The organism is Comamonas testosteroni TK102 (genome assembly GCF_000739375.1).
In the GTDB taxonomy this organism is placed as follows: Bacteria; Pseudomonadota; Gammaproteobacteria; order Burkholderiales; family Burkholderiaceae_C; genus Comamonas; species Comamonas brasiliensis.
Window position 1 is genome coordinate 724637 of record NZ_CP006704.1, and the last position, 24053, is coordinate 748689.

Here is a 24053-nt window from a genome sequence, read left to right on the forward strand (position 1 = left end):
GTTGTTCAGCGTGGCCAAGGTGGGTCACCGGGGGATGGTGCAAGGCTGGACCAGAACCCACAGACAAAGACGTCTACGCGTTCATGCAAGTCATGAAGCGCGCAGACGTCTTTTTTTTGGCTTTGCAAATGCCCACGGGGACTCAGATGAAAAAATCCAAACTGGTCATGATTGGAAACGGAATGGCAGGCGTGCGTGCGCTGGAAGAGCTGTTGGCCATTGCCCCCGATCTGTACGACATCACGGTCTTCGGCGCCGAGCCGCATCCCAACTACAACCGCATTCTGCTGTCGCCCGTGCTCGCCGGCGAGCAGACGCTCGGCGATATCGTGCTCAACGACTGGTCCTGGTACCAGGACCACCATATCCTGCTGCACGCCGGCTATACCGTGACGGCCGTCGACCGGGCCCGACGCACCGTGCATGCGGTCAATGCCCAGGGCGAGAACGCCAGCGCCGAGTACGACCGGCTGATCATGGCGACCGGCTCCAAGCCCTTCATCCTGCCCATTCCCGGCAAGGACCTGAAGGGCGTGCTAGCCTACCGCGACATTGCCGACACCGAGGCCATGATTGAAGCGGCAAAGACACTCAGGCATGCAGTGGTGATCGGCGGTGGCCTGCTGGGACTGGAAGCGGCCAACGGCCTCATGAAGCGCGGCATGCAGGTCACCGTGGTGCATGTCGGCGACTGGCTGATGGAGCGCCAGCTCGACGATCAGGCGGGCCGCATGCTGCAGAAATCGCTGGCCGAGCGCGGCATGCAGTTCTGCATGCAGGCGCAGACGCAGGAGCTGCTGGGCGATGCCGGCGGCCGCGTGCGCGCCGTGCGTTTCAAGGATGGCAGCGAGATCCCGGCCGAACTGGTGGTGATGGCCGTGGGCATTCGTCCCAGCACCGAACTGGCCGAGTCCATGCATCTGCATGTGAGCCGCGGCATCGTGGTCAGCGATACGCTGCAGACCGTGACCGATCCGCGCATCTATGCCGTGGGCGAATGCGCGGCGCACCGAGGCATTGCCTACGGACTGGTGGCGCCCCTGTTCGAGCAGGGCAAGGTACTGGCCAACCATCTGGCGGAGTTCGGCATCGGTCGCTATCTGGGTTCGCTGACCTCGACCAAGCTCAAGGTCACGGGCATTGATCTGTTCTCTGCAGGCGATTTCCAGGGCGGCGGCGATACTGAGGAAATTCTCATGAGCGATCCCTACGCGGGGGTCTACAAAAAGCTGGTCATCAAGGATGACAAGCTGGTCGGTGCCTGCCTGTACGGCGACACGGTGGACGGCAGCTGGTACTTCAAGCTGCTGCGCGAGGGCCGCAGCGTGGCCGATATCCGGGACAAGCTGATGTTCGGCGAATCCAATCTCGGCGATACCGGCCACCAGGGGCAGAGCAAGGCCGCGGCCATGGCCGATGGCGACGAGGTCTGCGGCTGCAACGGCGTGACCAAGGGCGCGATCTGCAAGGCCATCAAGGACAAGGGCCTGTTCACGCTCGACGATGTGCGCAAGCACACCAAGGCTAGTGCCAGCTGCGGCTCCTGCACCGGGCTGGTGGAGCAGATCATCATGTTCACGGCCGGCGGCGATTACTCGGCGGCCCCCAAGACCAAGGCCATGTGCGGCTGCACCGACCACGGGCACCAGGCCGTGCGCGATGCGATCCGCGAGCACAAGCTGCTGAGCACCAATGCGGTGTTCCGCTTCATGGAGTGGCGCACGCCCAATGGCTGTGCCTCCTGCCGCCCGGCTGTCAACTACTACCTGATCAGCACCTGGCCCAAGGAAGCCAGGGACGACCCGCAAAGCCGCTTCATCAACGAGCGCAGCCATGCCAACATCCAGAAGGACGGAACCTACAGCGTGATTCCGCGCATGTGGGGCGGCGAGACCACGGCCTCCGAGCTGCGCCGCATTGCTGATGTGGTGGACAAGTACCAGATCCCCACCGTGAAGGTCACGGGCGGTCAGCGCATCGATCTGCTGGGCGTGAAGAAGGAGGATCTGCAGGCCGTCTGGAACGATATCGGCATGCCCTGCGGTCATGCCTATGCCAAGGCACTGCGCACGGTCAAGACCTGTGTGGGCAGCGAATGGTGCCGCATGGGCACGCAGGACAGCACCCAGATGGGCAAGGACCTGGAGCGCGCCATGTGGCGCATGTACGCACCGCACAAGGTGAAGTTCGCGGTCAGCGGCTGCCCGCGCAACTGCGCGGAGTCCGGCATCAAGGATGTGGGAATCATCGGTGTGGACTCGGGCTGGGAGATGTATGTGGGCGGCAACGGTGGCATCAAGACCGAGGTTGCGCATTTCTTCACCAAGCTCAAGACCGCCGAAGAGGTGATGGAGTACACGGGCGCCTTCATGCAGCTGTACCGCCTGGAAGGCTGGTATCTGGAGCGCACGGTGCACTACATCAATCGCGTGGGCCTGGACTATGTCAAGCGACGCATTCTCGGCGATGCCGAGGGCCGCAGGGCGCTGTGGGAGCAGCTGCAGTTTGCACTGGACGGCGAGCCCGATCCCTGGTTCGAAGCCGACAAGGCGGCCGTGGATACGCGCCAGTTCCAGCCACTGACTGCGGCGCACACCGAAAGCGCCGGCGTCTGATCACAAGCACCGAGGAGCCAGAAATGAGCGAATGGATTTCTATCTGCACGATGGACGACATCCCCGTGCTGGGAGCACGCCGCGTGGCGCGCGCACAAGGGCTGGATGTGGCCGTGTTCCGCAATGCCGACGACGAGGTGTTCGCGCTGCTGGACCGCTGCCCGCACAAGGGCGGCCCGCTGTCGCAAGGCATTGTGTTCGGGCGCAGCGTGGCCTGCCCGCTGCACAACTGGACGATTGCGCTGAGCTCCGGCGAGGCGGCGGCGCCCGATGAGGGCTGCACGCCCTATTTCAGCGTGCGTGTGCAGGACGGCGAGGTGCAGCTGCGCGCCGACGAACTGGCCAGCCGCGCCCTGGAGCAGACCCGCCCGCATGCCGGTCCCGCACATTGCGCGGGCAAATCCGGCTGCGCCACGGCCTAGTGTCTCTGTTGATATGAAATGAATAGCTGCATGCGCTTATTCAGAAGGCGTTGCAGCATGATTTCACTGAAAGTCTGCCATGTGTGAGACCCAATCCAGCTGCCCTTGTTGCCGTGTGGGCTGCGAACCCGATTGTTGCGGTGAATGTCAATTCCGCATCTTCTGGGGGACACCATGAAAGAAACCAAGTCCACCTGTCCCTATTGCGGTGTCGGCTGCGGCGTGATCGTCGAGTCCGACGGCCTGCAGATTACCGGTGTGCGTGGTGATCCCGAGCATCCTGCCAACTTGGGCCGCCTGTGCACCAAGGGCAGCACCCTGCATCTGACGGCCGCGCCCGCCTATGCCCAGCAGGTCCGTTTGCTGCAGCCTATGCGCAGGCTGGAGCGTACAGCCGTACCGCAGGCGGTCAGCTGGGATCTGGCACTGGACGAACTGGCCGGGCGCATCGCCCGGATTCATGCAGCCCATGGCCCCGACGCGCTGGGTTTCTACCTCAGTGGCCAGTTGCTGACCGAGGACTACTACGTCTTCAACAAGCTGGTCAAAGGTCTGCTGGGCACCAACAATCTCGACACCAATTCGCGCCTGTGCATGAGCAGCGCCGTGGCCGGCTACAAGGCCACGCTGGGCGCCGATGCACCACCGGCCTGCTACGAGGACATCGATCTGGCCGGCTGCCTGTTCATCACGGGCAGCAATATGGCATGGGCGCATCCCATTCTGTTCAGGCGTGTCGAAGAGGCCAGGGAGCGCAATTCGCAACTCAGGATCATCGTGGCCGATCCGCGCCGTACCGAGACCGCCGAGCTGGCCGATCTCTATCTGCCGCTGCAGCCGGGCAGCGATGTGATGCTGTTTCACGGTCTGCTGCACATCATGCTGTGGGAGGGCTGGACGGACAGCGCCTTCATCGCGCAGCACACCAGCGGCTTTGCAGCGCTCAAGGAACTGGTGCGCGAAGCCACGCCCGAAAAGGTTGCTGCCCTCTGCGGCCTGCCAGTGGCGGACCTGTACCGGGCGGCGCGCTGGATGGCGCTGGGCGGTGCCGAGGAGCCGGCGGACGTGCGTCGTCCCACGCTCAGCCTGTACTGCCAGGGTCTGAACCAAAGCCGCAGCGGCACGGCCAACAATGCGGCGCTGATCAATCTGCATCTGGCGACGGGCCAGATCGGCAGGCCTGGCGCCGGGCCCCTGTCACTGACGGGCCAGCCCAATGCCATGGGAGGGCGCGAGGTGGGCGGGCTGTCCAATCTGCTGAGCGCGCATCGTGATCTTTCCAACGCAGCGCACAGGGCCGAAGTGGCGCGGCTATGGGGTGTGGAGTCGATTCCGCAGCAGCCAGGCAAGTCCGCGCTGGAGATGTTCGAGGCCGCCGCCGACGGCCAGATCAAGGCCTTGTGGATTGCCTGCACCAATCCCGCGCAAAGCATGCCCGAACAGGCCATGGTGCGCAGGGCGCTGGAGCGTGCCGAGCTGGTGGTGGTGCAGGAGGCTTTTGCCGCAACCGAGACCACGGCCTATGCCGACTGGTTGCTGCCCGCTTCCACCTGGGGCGAGAAGCTGGGCACGGTCACCAACAGCGAGCGACGCATCTCGCGGGTGCGCGCTGCCGTGGTCGCGCCGGGGGCGGCACGCCATGACTGGCAGATAGGCGTGCAGCTGGCGCGGCGCCTGGAGCAGCATCTGCGGCCCTCGCTGCCAAGCTTGTTTCCCTATGACACCGCGAATGCCGACGCGGGTGCCGAAGCTGTCTGGAACGAGCATCGCGAGTCCACACGCGGGCGCGATCTGGATATCACGGGTCTGAGCTGGGCGGTGCTGGAGGTCAAGGGACCCCAGCAATGGCCCATGCCTCAAGGCGCGAGCCAGGGGCGGCAGCGTCTGTATGGCGATGCGGTGTTTGCGACCGAGGACGGGCGCGCATGCTTTGATACCCAGCCCTGGCAGGCGCCAGCCGTGCCGCGCGATGCGCGGCATCCGTTCAGTCTCAACACCGGCCGCCTGCGCGATCAATGGCATGGCTTGACGCGCACCGGCCAGCTGGGGCGCCTGTTTGCCCATGTCAGCGAACCGCAGCTGCAGGTCAGTCCCCAGGACATGCAGCGCCTGCAGCTGCAGGATGGCGATCTGGTCCATGTCTCCAACCGCTATGGCGCCATCGTGTTGCCCGTTCAGTCGGACCCGGGCTTGCAGCCCGCACAGCTCTATCTGCCCATGCACTGGGGCAGCATGTACCTGAGCGGCATGGGCTCCAAGGGGCAGCGGCTTGCGGGCGTCAACGCCCTGACCACGCCCGAGCGCTGCCCGCGCTCCAAGCAGCCCGAGCTCAAGCATGTGGCCGTCAGGCTGCTCAAGGCCGAGCTGCCCTGGACCTGTCTGGGCATGGCCTGGCTGGATGAGCAGGATGTGCAGTCGGTTCGCCAGGCCTTGAGCGAATTGATGGCCGAGTTCGACTTTGCCAGCTGTGTGCTGTTCGGACGCGCCGTACCGCTGGAAAAAGCGGATCAGGGCCGCACCGGCGTGCAGTTCCGCGCGGCGGCCTATGCGCAGCCCGGCGCCGAGGTGCTGGCGCGGCTGCATGGACTGCTGCGGCTCGATGGCCCGCAGGCCATGCGCTATGCCGACGCGCGTCGCCAATGCAGCCGTGCCATGGCGATTGGCCGTCAGACCGGGGAGCCCAGGCTCGATGCCTTTTTGCTCTGCGGCGACGCCAGCGCCGGTCGCTGGCTGGGACCGGTACTGCGCGACGAGCAATCGGTGCAAAGCTATGGGCGCCTATTGCTGTCCTCGGGGGCCAGGCCACCCGCCGCCATGCCGGCCCGGTCGCCACAGATCTGTGCCTGCATGAATGTGGATGAGGCCCGCATCAACTCGGCACTGACCGCGTGCGAGGGCTCTGCCGACGAGCGGCTTGCGCAGCTCAAGTCTTCCCTGGGTTGTGGCACGCGCTGCGGCTCCTGCATCCCCAGGATCAAACAACTGGTGCATGCGACGCCTGCGCCGCAGTCGGCAGCCCTGCCGGTTGCCACCTAGATTTCGATGTCCGGCAATGCACATGAAAGGCCAGCCATGACAAACAGCCATGTCACTTCCCTGCCGCCCGTGGGCCGCTGCTATCTGGTCGGTGCCGGCCCCGGCGATCCGGAACTGCTCACGCTCAAGGCGCTGAGACTGATCCAGTCCGCCACGCTGCTGCTGGCTGACGACCTGGTGTCTGCCGACATCGTGAAGCTTGCCAGCGCAAGCGCCCGCATCGTTCATGTGGGCAAGCGCGGCGGGCGCGAGAGCACCTCGCAGGAGTTCATCGAAAAGCTCATGATCATGGCGGCCCGCCAGGGCGAGCTGGTGGTGCGCCTCAAGGGCGGCGACCCTTTCATCTTCGGCCGGGGCGGCGAAGAGGTCGAGCATCTGCGCGCAGCCGGAATCGCCGTGGAAGTGGTGAACGGCATCACCGCCGGGCTGGCGGCCGCCACCAGCCTGGGCGTTCCGCTGACCCATCGCGACCATGCCCATGGCGTGGTGTTTGTCACAGGTCATGCCAAGCCGGGCAGCGCCGGCCATGACTGGCAGCTGCTGGCCGGCACGGCCCGCATGCTGGGGCTGACACTGGTGATCTACATGGGGGTCGCCACTGCCGGCATCATCCAGCAGCAACTGCTGGCCGGCGGACTGCCGGCTACGACTCCCGTGGCCCTGGTCCAGAACGCCAGCCTGCCCGCACAGCAGCAGATACTGACCGATCTGGGGCAGATGACGCAGGCGCTGGCATGCAGCGGACTGGGCAGTCCCTGCGTGTTCGTGGTGGGTGACGTCGTCGGCCTTGCCGCATCGTCGGAAGCCGGCCTTGACGGTCTGCTGGAGCAGGTGCAGCTGCGCCGCGCCGTGGGGGCATAAAGGCCGATTGCTGACAGCTGTCTCCCTTTTGTCTGAGTGCCGGGCCTGCATGACTAGAATTTGTCCGGTAACCCCTGAACATTTGTCACACCCGGCCTCGTCAGTCTGCAGGGGGATAGCGGCGGCCGACACCTAAGAGTCATGCGATGAGCACTGCATATCCCGATACCCAGCTTTTGATCGACGGTCAGTGGCAGGACGCTGCCAGCGGCAAGAAAATTGATGTGCGCAACCCGGCAAGCGGCGAGGTGATTGGCCGTGTGGCCCATGCCGATATCGCCGATCTGGACCGCGCCCTGGCGGCGGCCGACAAGGGCTTTCAGGTCTGGCGCAAGGTGTCTGCCCATGAGCGCGGCGCCATCATGCGCCGTGCCGCAGCCCTGCTCAAGGAGCGTGCCGACGAGATCGCCGCGCTGCTGACGCAGGAGCAGGGCAAGCCGCTGGCCGAGGCCAAGGTGGAAATCATTGCCGGCGCCGGCATCATCGAATGGTTTGCCGACGAGGCTCTGCGTGTCTATGGCCGCATCGTGCCTTCGCGTCGCCCCGAGCAGCAGCAGCTGGTGATCAAGGAACCCGTGGGGCCCGTGGCTGCCTTCACGCCCTGGAACTTCCCCGTCAACCAGATCGTGCGCAAGATCGGCGCGGCCCTGGCTTCGGGCTGCTCCTTCCTGGTCAAGGCGCCCGAGGAGACTCCGGCCTCCCCCGCAGCCCTGCTCAAGTGCTTTGTCGATGCCGGCATTCCTGCCGGTGTGGTGGGCCTGGTCTATGGCAGCCCCGCACAGATTTCCGAATATCTGATTGCCCATCCCGTGATCCGCAAGGTGACCTTCACGGGCTCCACGGCCGTGGGCAAGCAGCTGGCAGCGCTGGCCGGCCAGCACATGAAGCGCTCCACCATGGAGCTCGGCGGTCATGCCCCCGTGATCGTGGCCGAGGATGCCGACGTGCAACTGGCCGTCAAGGCCGCTGGCGCTGCCAAGTTCCGCAACGCGGGCCAGGTCTGCATCTCGCCCACGCGCTTTCTGGTGCACAACAGCGTGCGCGAGGAGTTCACGCGCGCCATGGTGGCCCATGCCGAGGCATTGAAGGTCGGCAACGGCCTGGAGCAGGGCACGCAGATGGGCCCGCTGGCCAATCCGCGTCGCGTGACCGCGCTGACCCAGCTGATCCAGAACGCCGAGCAAAGCGGCGCCAAGCTGATGACGGGCGGCGAATCCTTTGGCTCCGCCGGCAACTTCTTTGCCCCCACGGTGCTGGCCGACGTGCCTCTGACGGCGGATATCTTCAACCAGGAGCCTTTCGGCCCCGTGGCGGCGATTCGCGGCTTCGACAGGATCGAAGATGCCATTCAGGAGGCCAATCGCCTGTCCTATGGCCTGGCCGCCTATGCCTTCACGCGCTCGCTGAAGACGACGCACCTGCTGTCTCAGGATGTGGAGGCAGGCATGCTGTGGATCAACCAGCCTGCCCTGCCATCGGCCGAGCTGCCCTTTGGCGGCATCAAGGATTCGGGCTATGGCTCCGAAGGCGGCCCGGAGGCGCTGGAGGCCTATCTGGTGGCCAAGGCCGTGGCGATCACTTGTGTGTAACCCCCTACTAAGGCGCTTTGAGCCTTCCCCCTTTCTCTACGCGCTGCGCGCGACGCCATCGTCGCGAGGCGGCGTGGCCGGCCAGGCTCTTGCTTGGCGCCTCCGAGATGGAGCATGCTTGGTTTGAGGTTTCGCTCTGAGAGGCAAAAAGCCGCTGTGTTTGCAGCGGCTTTTTTCATGGGCGATGGTGTTCAGGCAATCTTGGCGGTACTGGCAAAAAACTGCTGATGCGCTTCAATGTCCTGAGCCGCCAGTCGCAGCTGCAGCGCCTGCTCGGGCTGGCGCTGCTGTATGCGCCGGGCCAGGCCTTGCAGGAGCGGCACGGCCCTGGCGGGAGCGCTGGCCAATTGCTGCAGTCTCTGCAGCGCGCTGCGCACACCGCGCAAGGTGCTTTCGGACAGGAGTAAATCCGCCTGCAGCTGATGCAGGATCAGCACGGCCTTGCCCACCCGCAGCGCGGCCAGACCGCAGTCAGCTGCGTCCTGCACGGCGGGTGCGCTGACTTTTTCGCAGGCGCGCACCAGGCGCAGCAGGCGGTGGTAGAGGCGGGCGCGCCACACGCGCACGTCGCGGGCGTGCACCGGGGCGCAAGCCATGTCCTGCAGCTCGTGAACCATCATGGCGCGCAGGCCGTCCAGCCTGCCTTGCGCGGTGACGGGCAGGATGAAGCGATAGGCCGCCCAGCCGGCCAGCGGGCCGGTGACGATGGCAAACGCCATGGACAGCGAGTGGCCCACATCGAGCTGGTAGGGGAAGTGTGGCGACAGCGCCAGCAGGATCACCATATTGCAGTCGAACCCGTACAGCGTGGTGCGGCGGTGGCTGAGCAGCAGGGCGCCAAGAAAGATGAAGGGCAGCATCATCAGCACCATCTGCAGCTGACTGTTGGCAAACGGCCAGGCAAACCACTGGCAGGCCAGCGCCACGCCGGCGCCCATGGCCTGCCCCAGAATCACAAAGCGCATGGTGAAGACCGGGTTCTCGAACGAGGAGAACACGGTGATCATCACCGACAGGCCGAGCAGCATGTAGGCGCCGCCATGCCAGCCCGTGACCACCCAGACCAGGCCGACCAGAAAGATGGCGCTGAAGGCCCGCAGCATGGCCCGGCGCGCGCCCACCCAGTCGCTGTGCAGGACCACGGGCAGCTGGCGTGCGCGATGGTGGGCCGGCAGCCTCAGGTCGCTGGCGGCCACAAAATGGGCCTGCAGGGCCAGGCCGATATTGCCCAGGATTTCCTCGGCATGGCCCCAGCCTGCGGCGGCACTGCGGGCTGTGGCGATGGCGTCGATGGCTGCCAGCGGTGCGGGCTGGGTTTCCAGCAGCTTGGCGGCCTGCTCCAGCGCGGCCGTCATGATCCGGGCCTGCTCGGCCGTGAAGGCGGGGGTAAGGGTCTTGCCCGTGCTGTCGCGCAGCCAGAGCAGGGCCGAGATCTGGGTGTTGATCAGGCGGCGCAGCGCCCGCACGGCGCGGCGCGAACGCTGCGAGCCCGCGGCATGCGGGTCCAGTCCTTCTTCGATGGCGGCCATCACGGCCAGCCGCTCGGCCAGGTCCCTGGGGTTGAGGGCGCTATGGCCGCTGGCCGTGGCCTGTGCGGCGTCGGCGATGTCGCGCAGCAGGCGGGCGCAGAGTCGCCGTACCCTGCCGTCGCCGGGGATTTCAGCGCCCACGGGCGTGAACAGCCAGCCCACGACGAGGGCGGCAGCCACGCCGGTCAGCGCGGTAAACAAGCGATCCCAGCCCAGCGCGTAGACATGGGCGGGGTTGCCGTTGTCCAGCAAGGCCACCATGGAGGCCGAATAGCCGGCCAGCATGGTGCCGTAGGAGGCAAAGCTGCGCTGCAGATTGCCCAGGCCCGCGCAGATGCCGATCCACACCGCCAGCCCCGTGACCAGCCAGAGCAGATCGCCATCGGCCACCAGCACCAGCACCACGCCGGCGGCTGTGCCGACCAGCGTGCCCGTGGTACGGAAAAAGCTTTTCTCCAGCAGCTGGCCGCGCAGCGGCTGGGAGGCGGCCCAGACCGTCATGCCCGCCCATTGCGGATGTTCCAGCCCCAGGGCCCAGGCCGCGAACACGGCAATACAGGCTGCAAAGGCCGTGCGCAGATGCTGGCGCAGGCGGGCGCTGTCAAAGCCCCATAGCGTGGCGCTCTCCAGCAGGCGGTCGTAGGCAGCCACGCTCATGCGCGCTCCTCTGTGTCGGGGTGGGCCTGGGCTGAGCGCTGCCCGTGCATCTGCTCGATACGGGCACGAATCTTGTTCACGCCGTCCAGCATGGCCTCGACCTCGGAGTCCTGCAGGTCCTGCAGCAGACTGAGTTCGGCCTCCAGCATGGTGGCGCGGATGCTGTCCACGGCGCTATTGCCTGCGGCCGTGAGAAAGATGCGCTTGCTGCGGCGGTCGGCCGCATCGGCACGGCGCTCCACCCAGCCCTTGCCTTCGAGAATGTCCAGCAGACGCACCAGGCTGGAGCCGTCCAGGCCCACGCGCTCGGCCAGCTCCTTTTGCGTCACGCCGTCACCCCAGGCGCGCAGATGCAGAAGCGGCGTCCAGGTAGCGTCGGTCAGGCCGCTGGCGGCCAGCTGTTCTTCGACAAAACGCCGCCATTGGCGGGTCAGGGTGACCATGAGAAAGCCCAGGCGGTCGCGGGAGGGTGCATCAGTAAAAGACATGGCTGAATTTTGATGCCTGTCCAATTAATTTGCAATTCAAACTAATTGATTCTGCATTTATAGAAAGGGTATTCCCTGATCTGCGAGAGCAAAAAAAGGAGAGCGTCATGCGCTCTCCTTCAAATGGTTTCAGCTCTGTCTATGTTGTATTTCTAATCCGGTAAAGCGTAAGCTGCTATCAAAAAAGTGTAGGAATCCAGAGATTCAATACCAGGCCGGCGACCAGCAGCCAGACGAACAGCGCCAGGGCCAGAATCAGCGGCCTGGTGCCGGCAGCACGCACGGCGCGGATATGGGTGGTCAGTCCCAGGGCGGCCATGGCCAGGGCCAGCAGTGCGTTGTCGAGTTGAATGCCTATGCTGACCGCTTCCTTGGGCAGCACCCCCAGGGAGTTGACTCCGGCCATGGCCACGAAGCCCACGGCAAACCAGGGAATGGTGATCCGGTTGCCGGGCTGGCCGTCGTTCACGCCCAGGGCCCGTTCGCTGCGTGTCAGCCACATGGACAGCACCAGCAGGAAGGGCGCCAGCATCATCACGCGCACCATCTTGGCGATCACGGCCGTATCGGCGGCCTGGCTGCCGATGGCTTCGCCGGCGGCCACGACCTGGGCCACCTCATGCACGGTGGAGCCGACGAAAACGCCGTACTGCTGCATGCTGGTGTCTATCCAGCCGTACTCGGCATTCCAGTGGAACAGCGCCGGGTAGAGAAAGGTGCCGATGGTGCCGAACACCACCACGGTGGCCACGGCCACGGCCACGTCCTCTGCGCGGCCCTTGACCACGGGTTCGGTGGCCAGCACGGCGGCAGCGCCGCAGATGGAGGCGCCGGCCCCCACGAGCATGGTGGTGCGCTTGTCCATGCCCAGCAGCTTCTGGCCTATCCACTGCGCCAGCAAAAAGGTGCTGGACAGCACCAGCGCATCGATCACCACGCCGGCCATGCCGACCTGGCCGATGTCCTGGAAGGTCAGGCGCAGACCGTAGAGCACGATGCCGGTGCGCAGCAGGCGGGCCTTGGTGAAGGCGATGCCGCTGGCACACTGGCTGGCGATGGCCGGATAGACGGTGTTGCCGATCAGCAGACCGATGATGATGGCCAGCGTCAGCGCGCTCAGGCCGTTGTTCTTGATGGCCGGAAACTGTGCGGCCCAGGTGGCAACGGCAGCGATGGTACCTGCCAGCAGCAGGCCGGGAATCATCCCGCCGGTTTTGTGCATCCAGCCTTGCGAGGGTGCGGAGTTTTTCAGTGTTGTAGTGTTCATCGTGACCTTTCGCAGCAGGCAAGACAACAGGTCTGATTGCCGGCGTGGAGATCACTTTAGATTTCTTGGTTATATTTGTATAACTAATAGTTTTTGTAAGATCAACCTATAAAACAGGTAGATTGGGCTTTCTGGCGCCTGCAATTCGACTCAATCATTGACTCCATGAGTCGCTGATGGAATGGCTGGGCGGCCTGTTTTCTGCTGGCAGGCAGGGGCTGCTGGCGAGTCTGCTGTCATCGATACGAATATACGAATCATCGTCATGCTGCATCTCACCTTGCGTCAGTTCGAGATCTTCTGCGCCGTGGCCCAAAGCGGGACCACGGTGGCGGCCGCAGAGGCCGTAGCGCTCTCGCAGTCGGCCACCAGTGCCGCGCTGCAGCAGCTGGAGCAAGGTCTGGGCGTGCAGCTGTTCGAGCGCGTGGGCAAGCGCCTGGTGCTCAACGATGCGGGCCGTGCGCTGCTGCCCCAGGCCCTGGGCGTTCTGGAGCAGGCCAGAGGCATAGAGCAGACGTTTTCCGCGCGTGCAGCCAATATGCCGGTGCGCCTGCGCGTGGCGGCCAGCACCACCATCGGCACCTATGCGCTGCCCGAAGTGCTGGCGCGTCTGGCACGCTCGCATCCGCTGGTGCGCGTGGATCTGCAGATCGCCAATACCCAGGAAGTGGGCGAAGCCGTGCTGGCCATGGAGGTCGACATGGGCCTGATCGAGGGCAGCAGCCATTGGCAGGGGCTGGAGGTCGAGCCCTGGCTGCGCGACGAACTGGTCATCGTGGCATCTCCGCAGGACCCGTTGGCCGAGCAGGCGCGCAGCAAGCCGCTGGGCGTGGCAGCGCTGCGCAAGGCGGCATGGCTGTTGCGCGAGGCGGGCTCAGGCACGCGCGAGATGGTCGAGCATGCGCTGCTGCCGCATCTGCACCAGCTGCCTGCGAGCGCCACGCTGGGCAGCTCCGAGGCGATTGCACGCTGTGTCGAGCAGGGGCTGGGCATCAGTTGTCTGTCGCGCGTGCTGGTGCAGTCACAGCTGCAGGCCCGGGCGCTGGAAATTCTGCCCACCACCCTGCCGCGCATGTGGCGCAACTTCTCTCTGGTGCAGCGTGCCGGCAAGCGCCGCTCGCCCGCGCTGCAGGCCTTTGTCGATGCCTGCAAGGCCAGCGAACCGGCGCTGAGCGACCCCTCGGGTCCATCCAATGTCAAACACGCTGTAGCGCCTGAATGACAGACGTCGACAGCTATGGTTTTCTTAACAATGATTTGCTTGCGACACCGGTTTTTGCCCCTATATTGGGTAGACAAGTCGGGCGCGGGCTGTGCAGCGCCGGCTTTCTCAAGCAGGGAGGAACACCATGAAAACCATCGATGAAATGCTGCACCTGGACCTGCTCACTCACGAACAGCACCTGCAGATCAGCCACTGGATCGACGATGCGCAGTCCCCCGAGGCCATTTTGCAGATGCCTGCCGGACTCTGGCAGGCCGTGGAGCGCGCCAGCCAGGCCATGGGCGTGAACGAGGATTTGCTGCGCCCGCCCGCGCTGGACGCAGGCGGTCTGACTTTCAGTCAGTAGGTCGCCGGGCCTGAATCTCGGTCAAAACCGCCTCAAACGCAGGCTGCACAAGCGCAGTCTGCTCTGATTTTCATTTCAGCGGGATAGCCGTTCCCTGGGGCACGGCCACGGCGGTGACGCTGTTCTGGGGCGAGCCCTCGATCACCCGGTCCGAGTAGGTCATATAGATCAGGGCGTTGCGCTTGGCATCCACCATACGCACCACACGCAGGCGCTTGAACAGCAGCGAGGTGCGCTCGGTGAACACTTCTTCCTGCTGCCTGAGCGGCGCGGGGAACTGGATATTGCCCGTGGCCTGGCAGGAAATAGACGCTTCCGAGCGATCCTCGGCCAGGCCCAGGCCGCCCTTGATGCCGCCGGTCTTGGCACGCGAGACATAGCAGGTCACGCCCGGCACCTTGGGGTCGTCATAGGCATCGACCACAATTTTGTGATCCGGGCCAATCCACTTGAAGACGGTATCCACGGCGCCTATCTGTTCGGCATGGCTCATGCCTACAAAGGCCATGGTTCCTGCGGCGGCGGCCGCGACGGCCAGAACGGCGGAGATCAGTTTCATGGTGGTGCGCATACAGTGAGTTAAGGGTTAACCCTTGTCTTTTAACAGGGCATTGTGCCCCGGGCAAGGGACTGGCAGCCGGCCTGAAGACAATACCGGCTGCTGCAGAGCTTTCTGTATTGCATCACGGTTTGCCCCGGCCTGCTGGCGGGCACCGGCAGCTGAGACGCTGCCACAGGCATGACACAGCGCATGCCGGACTTCCGAACTCCCTCTTTGATCAGCGACGGCCCTCGGGCGGTGGCTTCATGCAAGCGCCGCATCCGCCGGATGTGGCTGTTATCTATGTCGGTGAACGTTTCCGCGCCCGGTCTGAGCGCTTCCTCCCTGTTGTTGATGGCACTGGCCTGTGGCCTGTGTGCGGGCGGCAACTATTTCAACCAGCCGCTGCTGCACTCGATTGCCGCTCATTTCTCGGTCAGCGAGTCGGCGGCCGCGACCAGCGTGACGCTGGCCCAGGTGGCCTATGCGGCGGGCCTTTTGTTGCTGGCTCCGCTGGGCGACAAGCTGCAGCGCCGCGGCCTGGCCGTGAGCCTGATGCTGCTGGCTGCCCTGGGGCAGGCGCTGTGCGGCCTGGCGGGCCAGTTCGATCTGTTTCTGCTGGGCACGCTGATGGCCGGTCTGTTCTCGGTTGCGGCCCAGGTGCTGGTGCCCATGGCGGCAGCCCTGGCCCAGCCGGGGCAAAGCGGGCGGGCCGTGGGTTGGGTGATGAGCGGTCTGCTGCTGGGCATTTTGCTGGCGCGCAGCGTGGCCGGCATGGTCTCGGAGGCCTGGGGCTGGCAGGCCGTCTACCAGGGCGCTGCGCTGGTGATGGCCGTGGTGGCGCTGTGGCTGTGGAAGGCGCTGCCGGCATCGCGCAACCCCAGTCCTGTCAGTTATCCACAGGTGCTCGGAAGCATGTGGCATCTGCTGCGCAGTCAGCCGGGTCTGCGCCAGCGCACCCTGGTCAGCGCGCTGGCGTTCGCCTCGGTCAGCGTGCTGTTCTCGACCATGGCGCTGCAGTTGTCCAGCGGCCCCCTGGGCCTGGACGACGGGCAGATCGGTTTGATCGGTCTGGCCGGCGCGGCGGGTGCCCTGGTGGCCACGCAGGCGGGGCGACTGGTGGACAAGGGCCTGGGCCGCGTGAGCTGCGCCATCGGGGCGCTGGCCCTGCTGCTGTCCTGGCCGCTGCTGTGGGTGGGCGGAGCGCATCTGGGCTGGTTCGTGCTGGGCATGGTGGTGATCGATCTGGGTCTGCAATGCCTGAACATCACCAACCAGGCCACGGTGGCCCAGTTGCTGCCCGCAGCGCGCGGCCGCATGAATGCCGTCTATATGACGGGCTATTTCACAGGCGCGGCGGCGGGCTCGGCGTTGGGGACTCTCGCCTGGCGCATTGACGGCTGGCAGGGTGCCTGCGTGCTGGGCCTGGCCCTGGCGCTGCTGGCCTGCCTGGGCACTTTCAGGATGCGCAAGACCCATGGCCTGGTGGCCAGGCTGGCCTAGAGCAGCCGGCGTCTAAAGATCCCATCGCAGGGAGGCGCTAAAGGTTCTCTGCGGATAGGGATGGAAGTTCCAGTACCTGGCATTGTTGGCGTTGTCTATGCCAAAGGCTGCCGATAGCTGTCTGTCGATCTGATAGCGGGCCCGCAGATCGACGCTGAAGTACTGGCTGGCACCCATATAGGTGTCGGCATGCACGTCGCTATTGTCCAGATTCGAGTACTGGCGCCCGCTGTAGCGCGCCGCCACGGTCAAGGCCCAACGCTCGTCGGGCTTGTAGGTGGCCCAGGCCGTGGCACGCCAGCGTGGTACGCGGGGCTGCCATTTGCCGACGCTGGCCGGGTTGGCGGCATTGGCCGTGATGCGCGAGTTGGCCCAGGTCAGGCTGCCGCCCAGATCCAGCCCGCGAATCCACACCGACTGCGCCGAGTAAGCCAGTTCCAGCCCCGAGGTACGGACCTGATCCACGTTCTGCACCGCAGAGATGGTGGTGCCGGCAATCAGCTGGCTGTAGAGCGCATCGCGCGTGCGCTCGTGGAACCAGGTGGCGCGCAGTAGACCGTTACCCAGGTCTTGCTCGGCCGTCAGCTCGCCCGTCCAGGACTTTTCGGGTTTCAGATTCGGGTCGTTGATGAAGGACAGCGCCCCGCCAGAGGTCGCGCCATACAGCTCGCCCACGGTGGGGAAGCGCACGGCCCGGCCCAGCGAGGCCTTGAGCGTGGTGTTGCGGGCCAGCTGGTAGGCCAGCGCGGCCTTGGGCGAGAAATGCGATTCACTGCGCTGGGCGTAACTCAGCTGGCTGCTGGCCGTGGCGGTGTGGCCCTGGCTGGCCGTCCAGTCCTCCCAGCGCAGGCCCAGAACGGCCTTCCAGTCCCTGGCCAGCTGCCAGCTGTCCTGTGCCCAGGCATAGCGGGTCTCGGCCCTGCCGCCGACCTGGCTGAGGATGGACTGCTCGTTGGCCGGGCCGGACTGCCAGTCGCCAACCACGTTGTATTTGCCGATGTTGAGCTTGTAGGCATCGCGGCCCAGGCCGAAGTCCACGATATGTGTGCCCTGCAGGCCCAGTATGTCGTTCTGTCGCCATGTGCCCCTGGCGGCCAGCGTGTTCCAGCCCGTGCCGTCCTGATCCTGCAGCGTGCCCTTGCCACCCAGATTGGCAGCCGGCTGGGCAATGGTGGGCACGCGCTGCTGATCCTTGCCGTAGTCATAGAGGCTGGCGCTGAGCTCCCAGTCGAACTCGCCCTGGGTATGGCTTTTGAGCGAGACGCCATGCATGGTGTGGGTCTGCTGGTCCTGGCTCAGTCCGAAGGCGGTGTCGGCCAGCTTGTAGGTCTTGCCGTCGATATGGATGTTGCCGCTGTACACCGGCTGGCCGTCCGGCCCGCGCAGATAGGTCTCGGAGCTGCCCTTGGCGCTGTTCTGCCACCAGCCCAGCGTGTAGCTGGCGCGCAGCGTGGGCGTGATGTCATAGGCCAGCTTGATCTTGGCGTGATCCTGCCGGGTGCGGTACTGCGTGCCCGCACCCAGGATGTACCAGGGCTGGTTGGTGGTGTTGAGCCCGGCAATCGCACCCGTCACGGGCGTGCCGGCGCTGCCCGCCACGCCTGCGGACTGCAGCACGGAGGGGAAGGTCATGGGCTGGCCCTGGCTGTCGCTGCGACTCAGGTTGATCCAGTACGACCAGTCGCCGCTTCTGCTGCCTATCGAAGCGCTGGTGTTCCAGCTGCGGTAATGGCCGCTGCTGCCCAGCACGTCGGCACTCTGGTGGGCATAGCCGGTGGCCACATGGGCTTCGAGCTTGTCGGGCATGCGCGTCACATAGTCCACCACGGCGCCGGCGGAATTGCCGGGATAGGCGGCCGAGAACGGCCCGTACATGACATCGACGCGCTCGATTTCCTCGGGCGTCACCAGGCCCCAGCGCGGCGCATAGTTGCTGCCGTTGGCAATGCCATTGCCCAGATAGTTGGACAGCAAAATGCCGTCGGCATAGACGGCCGAGCGCGCGCTATTGCCCGTGCCCGACGCACGGGTGGAGAGTATGGCGTGGTTGTAGTCGCCGATATAGCGCTTGCGCACCAGCAGGCTGGGCAGATATTTCAGGGCATCTTCGCTGTCGGTGGCGTTGATGCGGGTCTCGATCTCCTCGCGCGTGATGCCTTCGATGGTGGTCGGAATCTGCGTGGGCAGCGAGCTGGGCTGGCCGCCGTTGACGGTGACCACGCCCAGGGTCTTGGAGCGCTCAGGCGGGTCGGCGGAATCGGTTGAAGTCTGGGCCAGGCACGGCCATGCGATACCACTGACCACCAGTGGCAGAAAAATCTGTTTCATGAATGCTTACCTTGGGACGTAGTTGTCCCTATGAATCTGATAGCGGCCAGCGCAGATCGGATCTGCGCTAGAGCCAGAAATGGTTCAGAGGTAAGCGGGGGGCGGCCCGCGCGCAGGCAGAGGCGCGGCTGTGATGGCGGCGATGCGCGCCCGCTCCACGGGCTGCTGCGCATGCCACAGCGGTGACTCGGTAGGGGGCGGCAGTTGCAGCGCGGGCGGAGGCGGTGCTGCATGGGGCAGGCACATGGGGCAATCGAGATGACCCGCACCCAGGGCACTGCCGCCGTCTTCGCCCTTGACGATCAGCTTGACCGCGCCGGTGCTGGTGCAGATCAGCTCAAACCCCTGAGACTGGATCAGCGGCGCGGCTGCCGCCACCCCCATGGACAGTGCCAGCCATGCCAGCACGCACCGGCCCAGCAGGCAGGTGGCTATGCGGCGAAGCTGTTGCAAGGTCATGGGGTGGGCGCTGCGAATATGCGTCCGGATCATACGTCGTCTGCTGCCGCAGAGCATGCGTGAAAACCGCCGCGCAAGCCCTGCTGCAGGTGCAAAGTGCTGTGACTTCAAATACAAAACCCGGCGCAAGGCCGGGTCGGTATGGAGGTGCCGAGGGTTCACGCACGGCTCCTGGGCTGGAATATGGACACTCGCTCAAGCGAGAGATGGCAAGCAAGAGCCTGGCCGGCCGCGCCGCCTCGCGGCGAGGCCGTCGTCCCCCTGAGGGGGTCACTGTCCATTCACATGCTTGCGCAGATGCTCCAGCGCCTCCTCCACCTGATCCACCAGCACCAGGCACAGGTCGCCGGGTTGCAGGCGGGCCAGGGCATGGTCGATGGCGAGAAACTCGCCATGGATCTCGGTGCTGTAGCTGGTGCGGGGCGCGCCTTCCAGACCCTTTTTCAGCAGGGCCAGCACTTCGCCATCCACGCGGCCACGCTGGCAGGCGTCCTGATAGAGCACCACATCGTCGAACACCTTGCCCAGAATCTGGGTCTGTTCGGTGATGTCCTGGTCGCGACGGTCGCCGGCACCCGAGATCACCACGCTGCGGCGCTTGGCAGGCATGGCTTCCACGGCCTGGGACAGCGCGCGAATGGCGTCGGGGTTGTGGCCGTAGTCGGCAATGATGGTGGCGCCCTTGTAATCCATCACATTGAAGCGGGCAGGGGCGTTGTCGCTGTCGTTGAGGAAGCCAGCCAGACCGCGGCGGATGGTCTGCCAGGGCAGGCCCGCCGCCCAGGCGGCGCCGATGGAGGCCATGACGTTTTCCACCTGGAAGGTGATGGTGCCGTTACGGGTCAGCGGAATGTCGCGCAGCGCGATGCTCTCGCGCCAGGATCCTTCCGCGGCCACGATGGCGTCGCCATCGACATAGACCACGCGGCTGCCCTGGGCACGGTGCGTGGCCATGACGGGGTGGTGGCGGTCGGCGGCAAAGAAGATCACCTTGCCGGGGCAGACATGGGCCATGGCAGCGACCAGCGGGTCGGCGGCGTTGAGCACGGCATAGCCCGTGGGCGCCACGTTCTGCACGATGACGCGCTTGAGCACGCCGACATCTTCCTTGGTGGTGATGAAGTTGAGACCCAGGTGGTCGCCTTCGCCCACGTTGGTGACCACGGCGACCTGGCAGCGGTCAAAGCCCAGGCCTTCGCGCAAGATGCCGCCGCGTGCGCATTCCAGCACGGCTGCATCGGTCTCGGGGTGGGCCAGGGCGTTGCGCGCACTCTTGGGGCCGGAGCAGTCGCCGCTGTCGATCTGGCGGCCGTTGACGTACACGCCATCGGTGTTGGTCATGGCGGTGCGCCAGCCATGCGAGGTGAACAGATGGGCGATCACGCGGGTGGTCGTGGTCTTGCCGTTGGTGCCGGTGACGGCAACCAGGGGGATACGGCCGTCGTCGCCGGGCGCGAACAGCTCGTCCACCATGGGTACGCCCACATTGCGGGGACGGCCGAAGGAGGGGGCCAGGTGCATGCGCAGGCCGGGGGCGGCATTGACTTCCACGATGCCGCCGCTTTGCTCTTCCAGGGGCTTGAGCATGGTTTCGCAGACCACGTCCACGCCGCAGATATGCAGACCGATGGTCTGCGCGGCCTCGATGGCCCGGGCGGCGATTTCGGGATGCACGTCATCGGTCACGTCGGTGGCGCTGCCGCCGGTGGACAGATTGGCGTTGTTGCGCAGCACCACGCGCTGGCCCTGGGCGGGCACGCTGTCAGGCGTCAGGCCTTCGCTGGCAATGCGCGCGATGGCGATATCGTCCAGGCGCACCTTGGTCAATGCCGTGCCGTGGCCGGAGCCGCGGCGGGGGTCCTGGTTGACGATGTTCACGAGTTCGCGGATGGTGTGCTGGCCGTCGCCCAGCACCTGGGGTGGCTCGCGGCGGGCGGCTGCCACCAACTGGCCGCCGACGACCAGCATGCGGAAGTCATGGCCGGGCAAAAAGCGCTCGACGAGGATTTCGTCGCCAAACTCGCTGGCGGTCTTGTAAGCGGCTTCCAGACCTTCGCGGGTGGTGATGTTCACCACCACGCCCTTGCCCTGGTTGCCGTCCTGGGGCTTGACCACCACGGGCAGTCCCACTTCCAGGGCCACGGCCCAGGCGTCTTCCACGTCGGCGACGGGGCGGCCCATGGGCACGGGCACGCCGGCCGCGTGCAGCAGGCGCTTGGTCAGGTCCTTGTCCTGTGCAATGGATTCGGCCACGGCGCTGGTGGAGTCGATCTCGGCGGCCTGGAAGCGGCGCGCACGTGAACCCCAGCCCAGCTGCACCAGCGAACCGGTGGTCAGGCGACGGAAGGGAATGCCGCGTGCCACAGCGGCATCGACGATGGCACCGGTCGAGGGGCCGATACGGTCGTCCTCGTCCAGTTCGCGCAGTTCGGCAATCGTGGCGTCGGCATCGAAGGGGGTGTCGTTCAATGCGGCCTGAATCAGGGCCTCGGCACGCTCCATGGCCAGCTTGCCCACGGATTCTTCGGTGTACTCGACCACCACCTGGAAGGTGCCGTGCTCCACGGTCTCATGGGTGCGGCTGAAGGTGACGGGGCAGCCTGCCTGGGCCTGCAGCGACAGGGCGGCAACTTCCAGCACATGGGCCAGCGACAGGCGCTGGTCCGCGCCATGGGGCTGCAGCGTACCGATGGTGGGGAAACGCGCCCGCAGCTTTTCTTCAAAACCGGGCATGGCGGTGTACAGCAGCTCGCTGTCTTCACAGTGCACGATGGCTTCGATGGCGGTGCTGCGGGTCCAGAGGTTGGGGCCGCGCAAGGCTCGGTTGCGAGTGATCTGCATGGTGTTTCTTTCAGCTGAATTTCAAGCTTTTCTTGGTCTGACGCTTGTGTGGCAAGCGTCAGCAGCTATATCTGTTGAAGCGTTTTATGGGGCAATCAAGCCTGGTATTCAAAGGTCTTGATGCCGGCGCCGATCAGCTCGGGCGTGATGTCCAGCGCCCAGGCGGTGGCAATCGCGGCCAGCAGCGCGCTGGTCTCGGGGCGCTTGCCGCCGGCCAGGGACAGTGCCTCCAGCGTGCCCAGCACACGTTCCTGGGTGCCGGTGGCCAGCACCACGTTGTTGCCTTTGAGGAAGACAGCGCGGCCGCCTTCATGACGGGCTTCGGTGTTGGCGCGGTGTGCGGCGACAAACTCGTTGTCGGCGCTGGTGGCGTACAGAATGACTTCGCCGTCGCAGAGCTCGGCCAGATCGGCCACTTCGGGCAGGTCGGCGTTGAGCACGCCCGCGCCTTCGTCCAGCACCACATCGATCTGGGTGCGCATCACGCGGCGCATCTGGCCGGGCTCCAGCACATCGTGATCGGCAAGCTGCTCATAGCCGTCCATGTCGGTGACCACGCCGACCAGGCAGCGGTCGTAGGCCAGGCCTTCTTCCAGGATGGAGCGGGCCGTGGTCTGGATGACGGCGGCTTCGGCCAGACGGTTGGTCAGCAGGCGATGGGCACCGGCCCAGTTGGCGGTATTGGTCTTTTGCGTATGGCGATTGGCGAGGAACATTCCTTCACCGCTGGCCACGCCGGTCAGCTTGCCCGACAGCTGCAGCAGCCAGCCGACCAGACGCGAAATGAAGGCGTTGTTGCGCGTGCCAACGATACCGACCACGGGGATGCGACCGGCGCCGGCACCGTCTTCGCGGGGGAAGAGGTGGTCGGCAATGGCCATGCCAACGGGGCGCGGTGCGCCGCTGGTGGGCTTGAGGTGCATCAGCAGGCCGGGGCCGGCGTTGACTTCGAGAATCGCACCCTGGCCCTGCATGGGCTTGGAGACATCCTGCAGGATCATGTCCATGCCGGCGATATCGAGGCCAACGATCTTGGCGGCCAGCACGGCGTAGTAAGCCACGTCGGGGTGTACCTCGTCGAGGCAGTCGATGGCCATATTGCCGTTGCGCTGCAGCAGCACGCTCTGGCCCTGCGGAATCACGCTGTCGGGCGTCACATGCTGGCGATTGAGTTCCAGCTTCACGGCGCCGGCTTCCAGATTGATCCAGTCCAGCGGGTATTCCTGCTCGGGTCCGCGGCGCGGATCCTGGTTCAGCACTTCCACCAGTTCGCGCAGCGTGGCATTGCCATTGCCGTAGACGGAAACCGTTTCGCCCTTGGTGGCTGCCACCACCTTGCCGCCCACGACCAGCAGGCGGTGCTCCACGCCGTCGATGAATTTTTCGACGATCACGTCCGAGCCTTCGGGCTGGGCCAGTGCAAACGCGGCCTTGATGTCGGCTTCCTTGGACAGCTCCAGGGTCACGCCACGGGCATGGTTGCCGTCCGAAGGCTTGACGGTCACGGGAAAGCCGATGTCCTGCGCCACTTCCCAGGCCTCTTCGGGCGATGCCACGATCTGGCCTTCGGGCACGGGCACGCCGCAGGCGGCCAGCAGGCGCTTGGTGAAGTCCTTGTCCTGGGCAATGCCCTCAGCGATGGCGCTGGTCTGGTCGGACTCTGCCGTCCAGATGCGGCGCTGCGCCGCGCCATAACCCAGCTGCACCAGATTGCCGTCGTTCAGGCGGATATGGGGGATGCGGCGCTCGCTGGCGGCATCGACGATGCAGCCGGTCGAGGGGCCCAGGTAACGGTCATTGATGGCCGTCTTGATGGCATGCACGGCGGGCTTGATGTCGAATGGCTCGTCATTGATGGCCGCCATCAGCAGCTTGTGCCCATGCTCCAGCGCCACGCGAGCCACGGCCTCCTCGGGGCAGCGGAACACCATGCGGTACACGCCACGCCTGGAAATTTCCCGGGTCTGACCGAATTCGGCGGGCATGCCGGCCAGATTCAGCAACTCGATGATTACATGCTCCATCACATGACCCATCCAGGTGCCGCCTTCCAGGCGCTGGATGAAGCCACCGCGCTCGCCGACGCCGCAGGTGTGCTCGATCAGGTCGGGCAGCCAGCTGGTCAGGCGCTCGTTGAGGCCGGGGATCTTGTTGGACGGATAGTCTTCCAGCTCTCCCAGATCCAGCCAGACCTCCAGTACCGGGCGGTAGGTCCAGACACTGGGGCCACGCAGGAAAGTTGTGCGCAAGAGTTGGATGTCGTTGAATTTCGCCATGTTGATCAGCGGATAGGAATGAGGAGAGCAGGTTTTCTTAAACTCCTGCCCCTGATAGGTTGGCATTGTG

General features: G+C 65.3%; 16 protein-coding genes. 8 read left to right on the forward strand and 8 right to left on the reverse strand.

What is annotated here, in order from left to right; translation table 11 throughout:
• Positions 1 to 146 precede the first annotated feature (146 nt).
• The 5 genes from nirB (at position 147) to O987_RS03255 (ending at position 8523) form a co-directional block, all read left to right on the forward strand.
• Complete coding sequence (gene nirB, locus O987_RS03235; protein WP_043376047.1) at positions 147 to 2615, forward strand: nitrite reductase large subunit NirB; 2469 nt, start codon at positions 147 to 149, stop codon at positions 2613 to 2615.
• A 23-nt stretch (positions 2616 to 2638) separates the two neighbouring features.
• A complete protein-coding gene (gene nirD, locus O987_RS03240) occupies positions 2639 to 3037 on the forward strand; it encodes a nitrite reductase small subunit NirD (protein ID WP_003058862.1) in 399 nt (132 codons plus the stop codon).
• Positions 3038 to 3211: 174 nt separating this feature from the next.
• Positions 3212 to 6073: a nitrate reductase gene (locus O987_RS03245; RefSeq protein ID WP_043370818.1), complete on the forward strand. Its 2862-nt coding sequence runs from the start codon at positions 3212 to 3214 to the stop codon at positions 6071 to 6073.
• A 36-nt stretch (positions 6074 to 6109) separates the two neighbouring features.
• Positions 6110 to 6934, forward strand: a complete 825-nt coding sequence (cobA, locus tag O987_RS03250; protein WP_043370819.1) for a uroporphyrinogen-III C-methyltransferase — start codon at positions 6110 to 6112, stop codon at positions 6932 to 6934.
• 146 nt (positions 6935 to 7080) lie between these two features.
• Positions 7081 to 8523, forward strand: a complete 1443-nt coding sequence (locus O987_RS03255; RefSeq protein WP_043370821.1) for an NAD-dependent succinate-semialdehyde dehydrogenase — start codon at positions 7081 to 7083, stop codon at positions 8521 to 8523.
• A 191-nt stretch (positions 8524 to 8714) separates the two neighbouring features.
• On the opposite strand, the gene O987_RS03260 is transcribed toward O987_RS03255, so the two are convergent.
• The 3 genes from O987_RS03260 to O987_RS03270 all read right to left on the reverse strand — a co-directional run bounded on the left by O987_RS03260 (position 8715) and on the right by O987_RS03270 (position 12464).
• Complete coding sequence (locus O987_RS03260) at positions 8715 to 10709, reverse strand: FUSC family protein (RefSeq protein ID WP_043370823.1); 1995 nt, start codon at positions 10707 to 10709, stop codon at positions 8715 to 8717.
• Positions 10706 to 11197, reverse strand: a complete 492-nt coding sequence (locus O987_RS03265; protein ID WP_003058855.1) for a MarR family winged helix-turn-helix transcriptional regulator — start codon at positions 11195 to 11197, stop codon at positions 10706 to 10708. Before O987_RS03265 ends, O987_RS03260 begins: the two co-directional genes overlap by 4 nt.
• Before the next feature lie 178 nt (positions 11198 to 11375).
• Positions 11376 to 12464: a YeiH family protein gene (locus O987_RS03270; RefSeq protein WP_043370824.1), complete on the reverse strand. Its 1089-nt coding sequence runs from the start codon at positions 12462 to 12464 to the stop codon at positions 11376 to 11378.
• Between the two features lie 265 nt (positions 12465 to 12729).
• Between O987_RS03270 and O987_RS03275 the strand changes: the two genes are divergently transcribed.
• Together O987_RS03275 and O987_RS03280 are read left to right on the forward strand one after the other, a co-directional pair.
• A complete protein-coding gene (locus O987_RS03275) occupies positions 12730 to 13686 on the forward strand; it encodes a LysR family transcriptional regulator (RefSeq protein WP_043376049.1) in 957 nt (318 codons plus the stop codon).
• A gap of 127 nt (positions 13687 to 13813) precedes the next feature.
• Positions 13814 to 14035, forward strand: a complete 222-nt coding sequence (locus O987_RS03280; protein WP_003058848.1) for a hypothetical protein — start codon at positions 13814 to 13816, stop codon at positions 14033 to 14035.
• 70 nt (positions 14036 to 14105) lie between these two features.
• Here O987_RS03280 and O987_RS03285 read toward each other — a convergent pair whose 3' ends face one another.
• Complete coding sequence (locus O987_RS03285; protein WP_043370826.1) at positions 14106 to 14606, reverse strand: CreA family protein; 501 nt, start codon at positions 14604 to 14606, stop codon at positions 14106 to 14108.
• A gap of 273 nt (positions 14607 to 14879) precedes the next feature.
• Here O987_RS03285 and O987_RS03290 point away from each other — a divergent pair, with 273 nt between their 5' ends.
• Positions 14880 to 16079, forward strand: a complete 1200-nt coding sequence (locus tag O987_RS03290; protein ID WP_043370827.1) for an MFS transporter — start codon at positions 14880 to 14882, stop codon at positions 16077 to 16079.
• A 12-nt stretch (positions 16080 to 16091) separates the two neighbouring features.
• Here O987_RS03290 and O987_RS03295 read toward each other — a convergent pair whose 3' ends face one another.
• From O987_RS03295 to cphA (O987_RS03310), 4 genes are all read right to left on the reverse strand, one after another.
• Entirely contained in the window at positions 16092 to 18407 is a 2316-nt protein-coding gene (locus O987_RS03295; protein ID WP_043370829.1) for a TonB-dependent receptor, read from the reverse strand.
• A gap of 84 nt (positions 18408 to 18491) precedes the next feature.
• A complete protein-coding gene (locus O987_RS03300; RefSeq protein WP_043376051.1) occupies positions 18492 to 18866 on the reverse strand; it encodes a DUF2946 family protein in 375 nt (124 codons plus the stop codon).
• A 270-nt stretch (positions 18867 to 19136) separates the two neighbouring features.
• Entirely contained in the window at positions 19137 to 21707 is a 2571-nt protein-coding gene (cphA, locus tag O987_RS03305; RefSeq protein WP_043370830.1) for a cyanophycin synthetase, read from the reverse strand.
• Positions 21708 to 21802: 95 nt separating this feature from the next.
• A complete protein-coding gene (gene cphA / locus O987_RS03310) occupies positions 21803 to 23983 on the reverse strand; it encodes a cyanophycin synthetase (RefSeq protein ID WP_029158446.1) in 2181 nt (726 codons plus the stop codon).
• Between the last annotated feature and the right edge of the window lie 70 nt (positions 23984 to 24053).

What these genes read in the sequence shown, in the direction of transcription:
- nirB (WP_043376047.1), top strand. Translation starts at nt 147, where the DNA reads ATGAAAAAATCCAAACTGGTCATGATTGGAAACGGAATGGCAGGCGTG.
- nirD (WP_003058862.1), top strand. Translation starts at nt 2,639, where the DNA reads ATGAGCGAATGGATTTCTATCTGCACGATGGACGACATCCCCGTGCTG.
- O987_RS03245 (WP_043370818.1), top strand. Translation starts at nt 3,212, where the DNA reads ATGAAAGAAACCAAGTCCACCTGTCCCTATTGCGGTGTCGGCTGCGGC.
- cobA (WP_043370819.1), top strand. Translation starts at nt 6,110, where the DNA reads ATGACAAACAGCCATGTCACTTCCCTGCCGCCCGTGGGCCGCTGCTAT.
- O987_RS03255 (WP_043370821.1), top strand. Translation starts at nt 7,081, where the DNA reads ATGAGCACTGCATATCCCGATACCCAGCTTTTGATCGACGGTCAGTGG.
- O987_RS03260 (WP_043370823.1), bottom strand. Translation starts at nt 10,709, where the DNA reads ATGAGCGTGGCTGCCTACGACCGCCTGCTGGAGAGCGCCACGCTATGG.
- O987_RS03265 (WP_003058855.1), bottom strand. Translation starts at nt 11,197, where the DNA reads ATGTCTTTTACTGATGCACCCTCCCGCGACCGCCTGGGCTTTCTCATG.
- O987_RS03270 (WP_043370824.1), bottom strand. Translation starts at nt 12,464, where the DNA reads ATGAACACTACAACACTGAAAAACTCCGCACCCTCGCAAGGCTGGATG.
- O987_RS03275 (WP_043376049.1), top strand. Translation starts at nt 12,730, where the DNA reads ATGCTGCATCTCACCTTGCGTCAGTTCGAGATCTTCTGCGCCGTGGCC.
- O987_RS03280 (WP_003058848.1), top strand. Translation starts at nt 13,814, where the DNA reads ATGAAAACCATCGATGAAATGCTGCACCTGGACCTGCTCACTCACGAA.
- O987_RS03285 (WP_043370826.1), bottom strand. Translation starts at nt 14,606, where the DNA reads ATGCGCACCACCATGAAACTGATCTCCGCCGTTCTGGCCGTCGCGGCC.
- O987_RS03290 (WP_043370827.1), top strand. Translation starts at nt 14,880, where the DNA reads ATGTCGGTGAACGTTTCCGCGCCCGGTCTGAGCGCTTCCTCCCTGTTG.
- O987_RS03295 (WP_043370829.1), bottom strand. Translation starts at nt 18,407, where the DNA reads ATGAAACAGATTTTTCTGCCACTGGTGGTCAGTGGTATCGCATGGCCG.
- O987_RS03300 (WP_043376051.1), bottom strand. Translation starts at nt 18,866, where the DNA reads ATGACCTTGCAACAGCTTCGCCGCATAGCCACCTGCCTGCTGGGCCGG.
- cphA (WP_043370830.1), bottom strand. Translation starts at nt 21,707, where the DNA reads ATGCAGATCACTCGCAACCGAGCCTTGCGCGGCCCCAACCTCTGGACC.
- cphA (WP_029158446.1), bottom strand. Translation starts at nt 23,983, where the DNA reads ATGGCGAAATTCAACGACATCCAACTCTTGCGCACAACTTTCCTGCGT.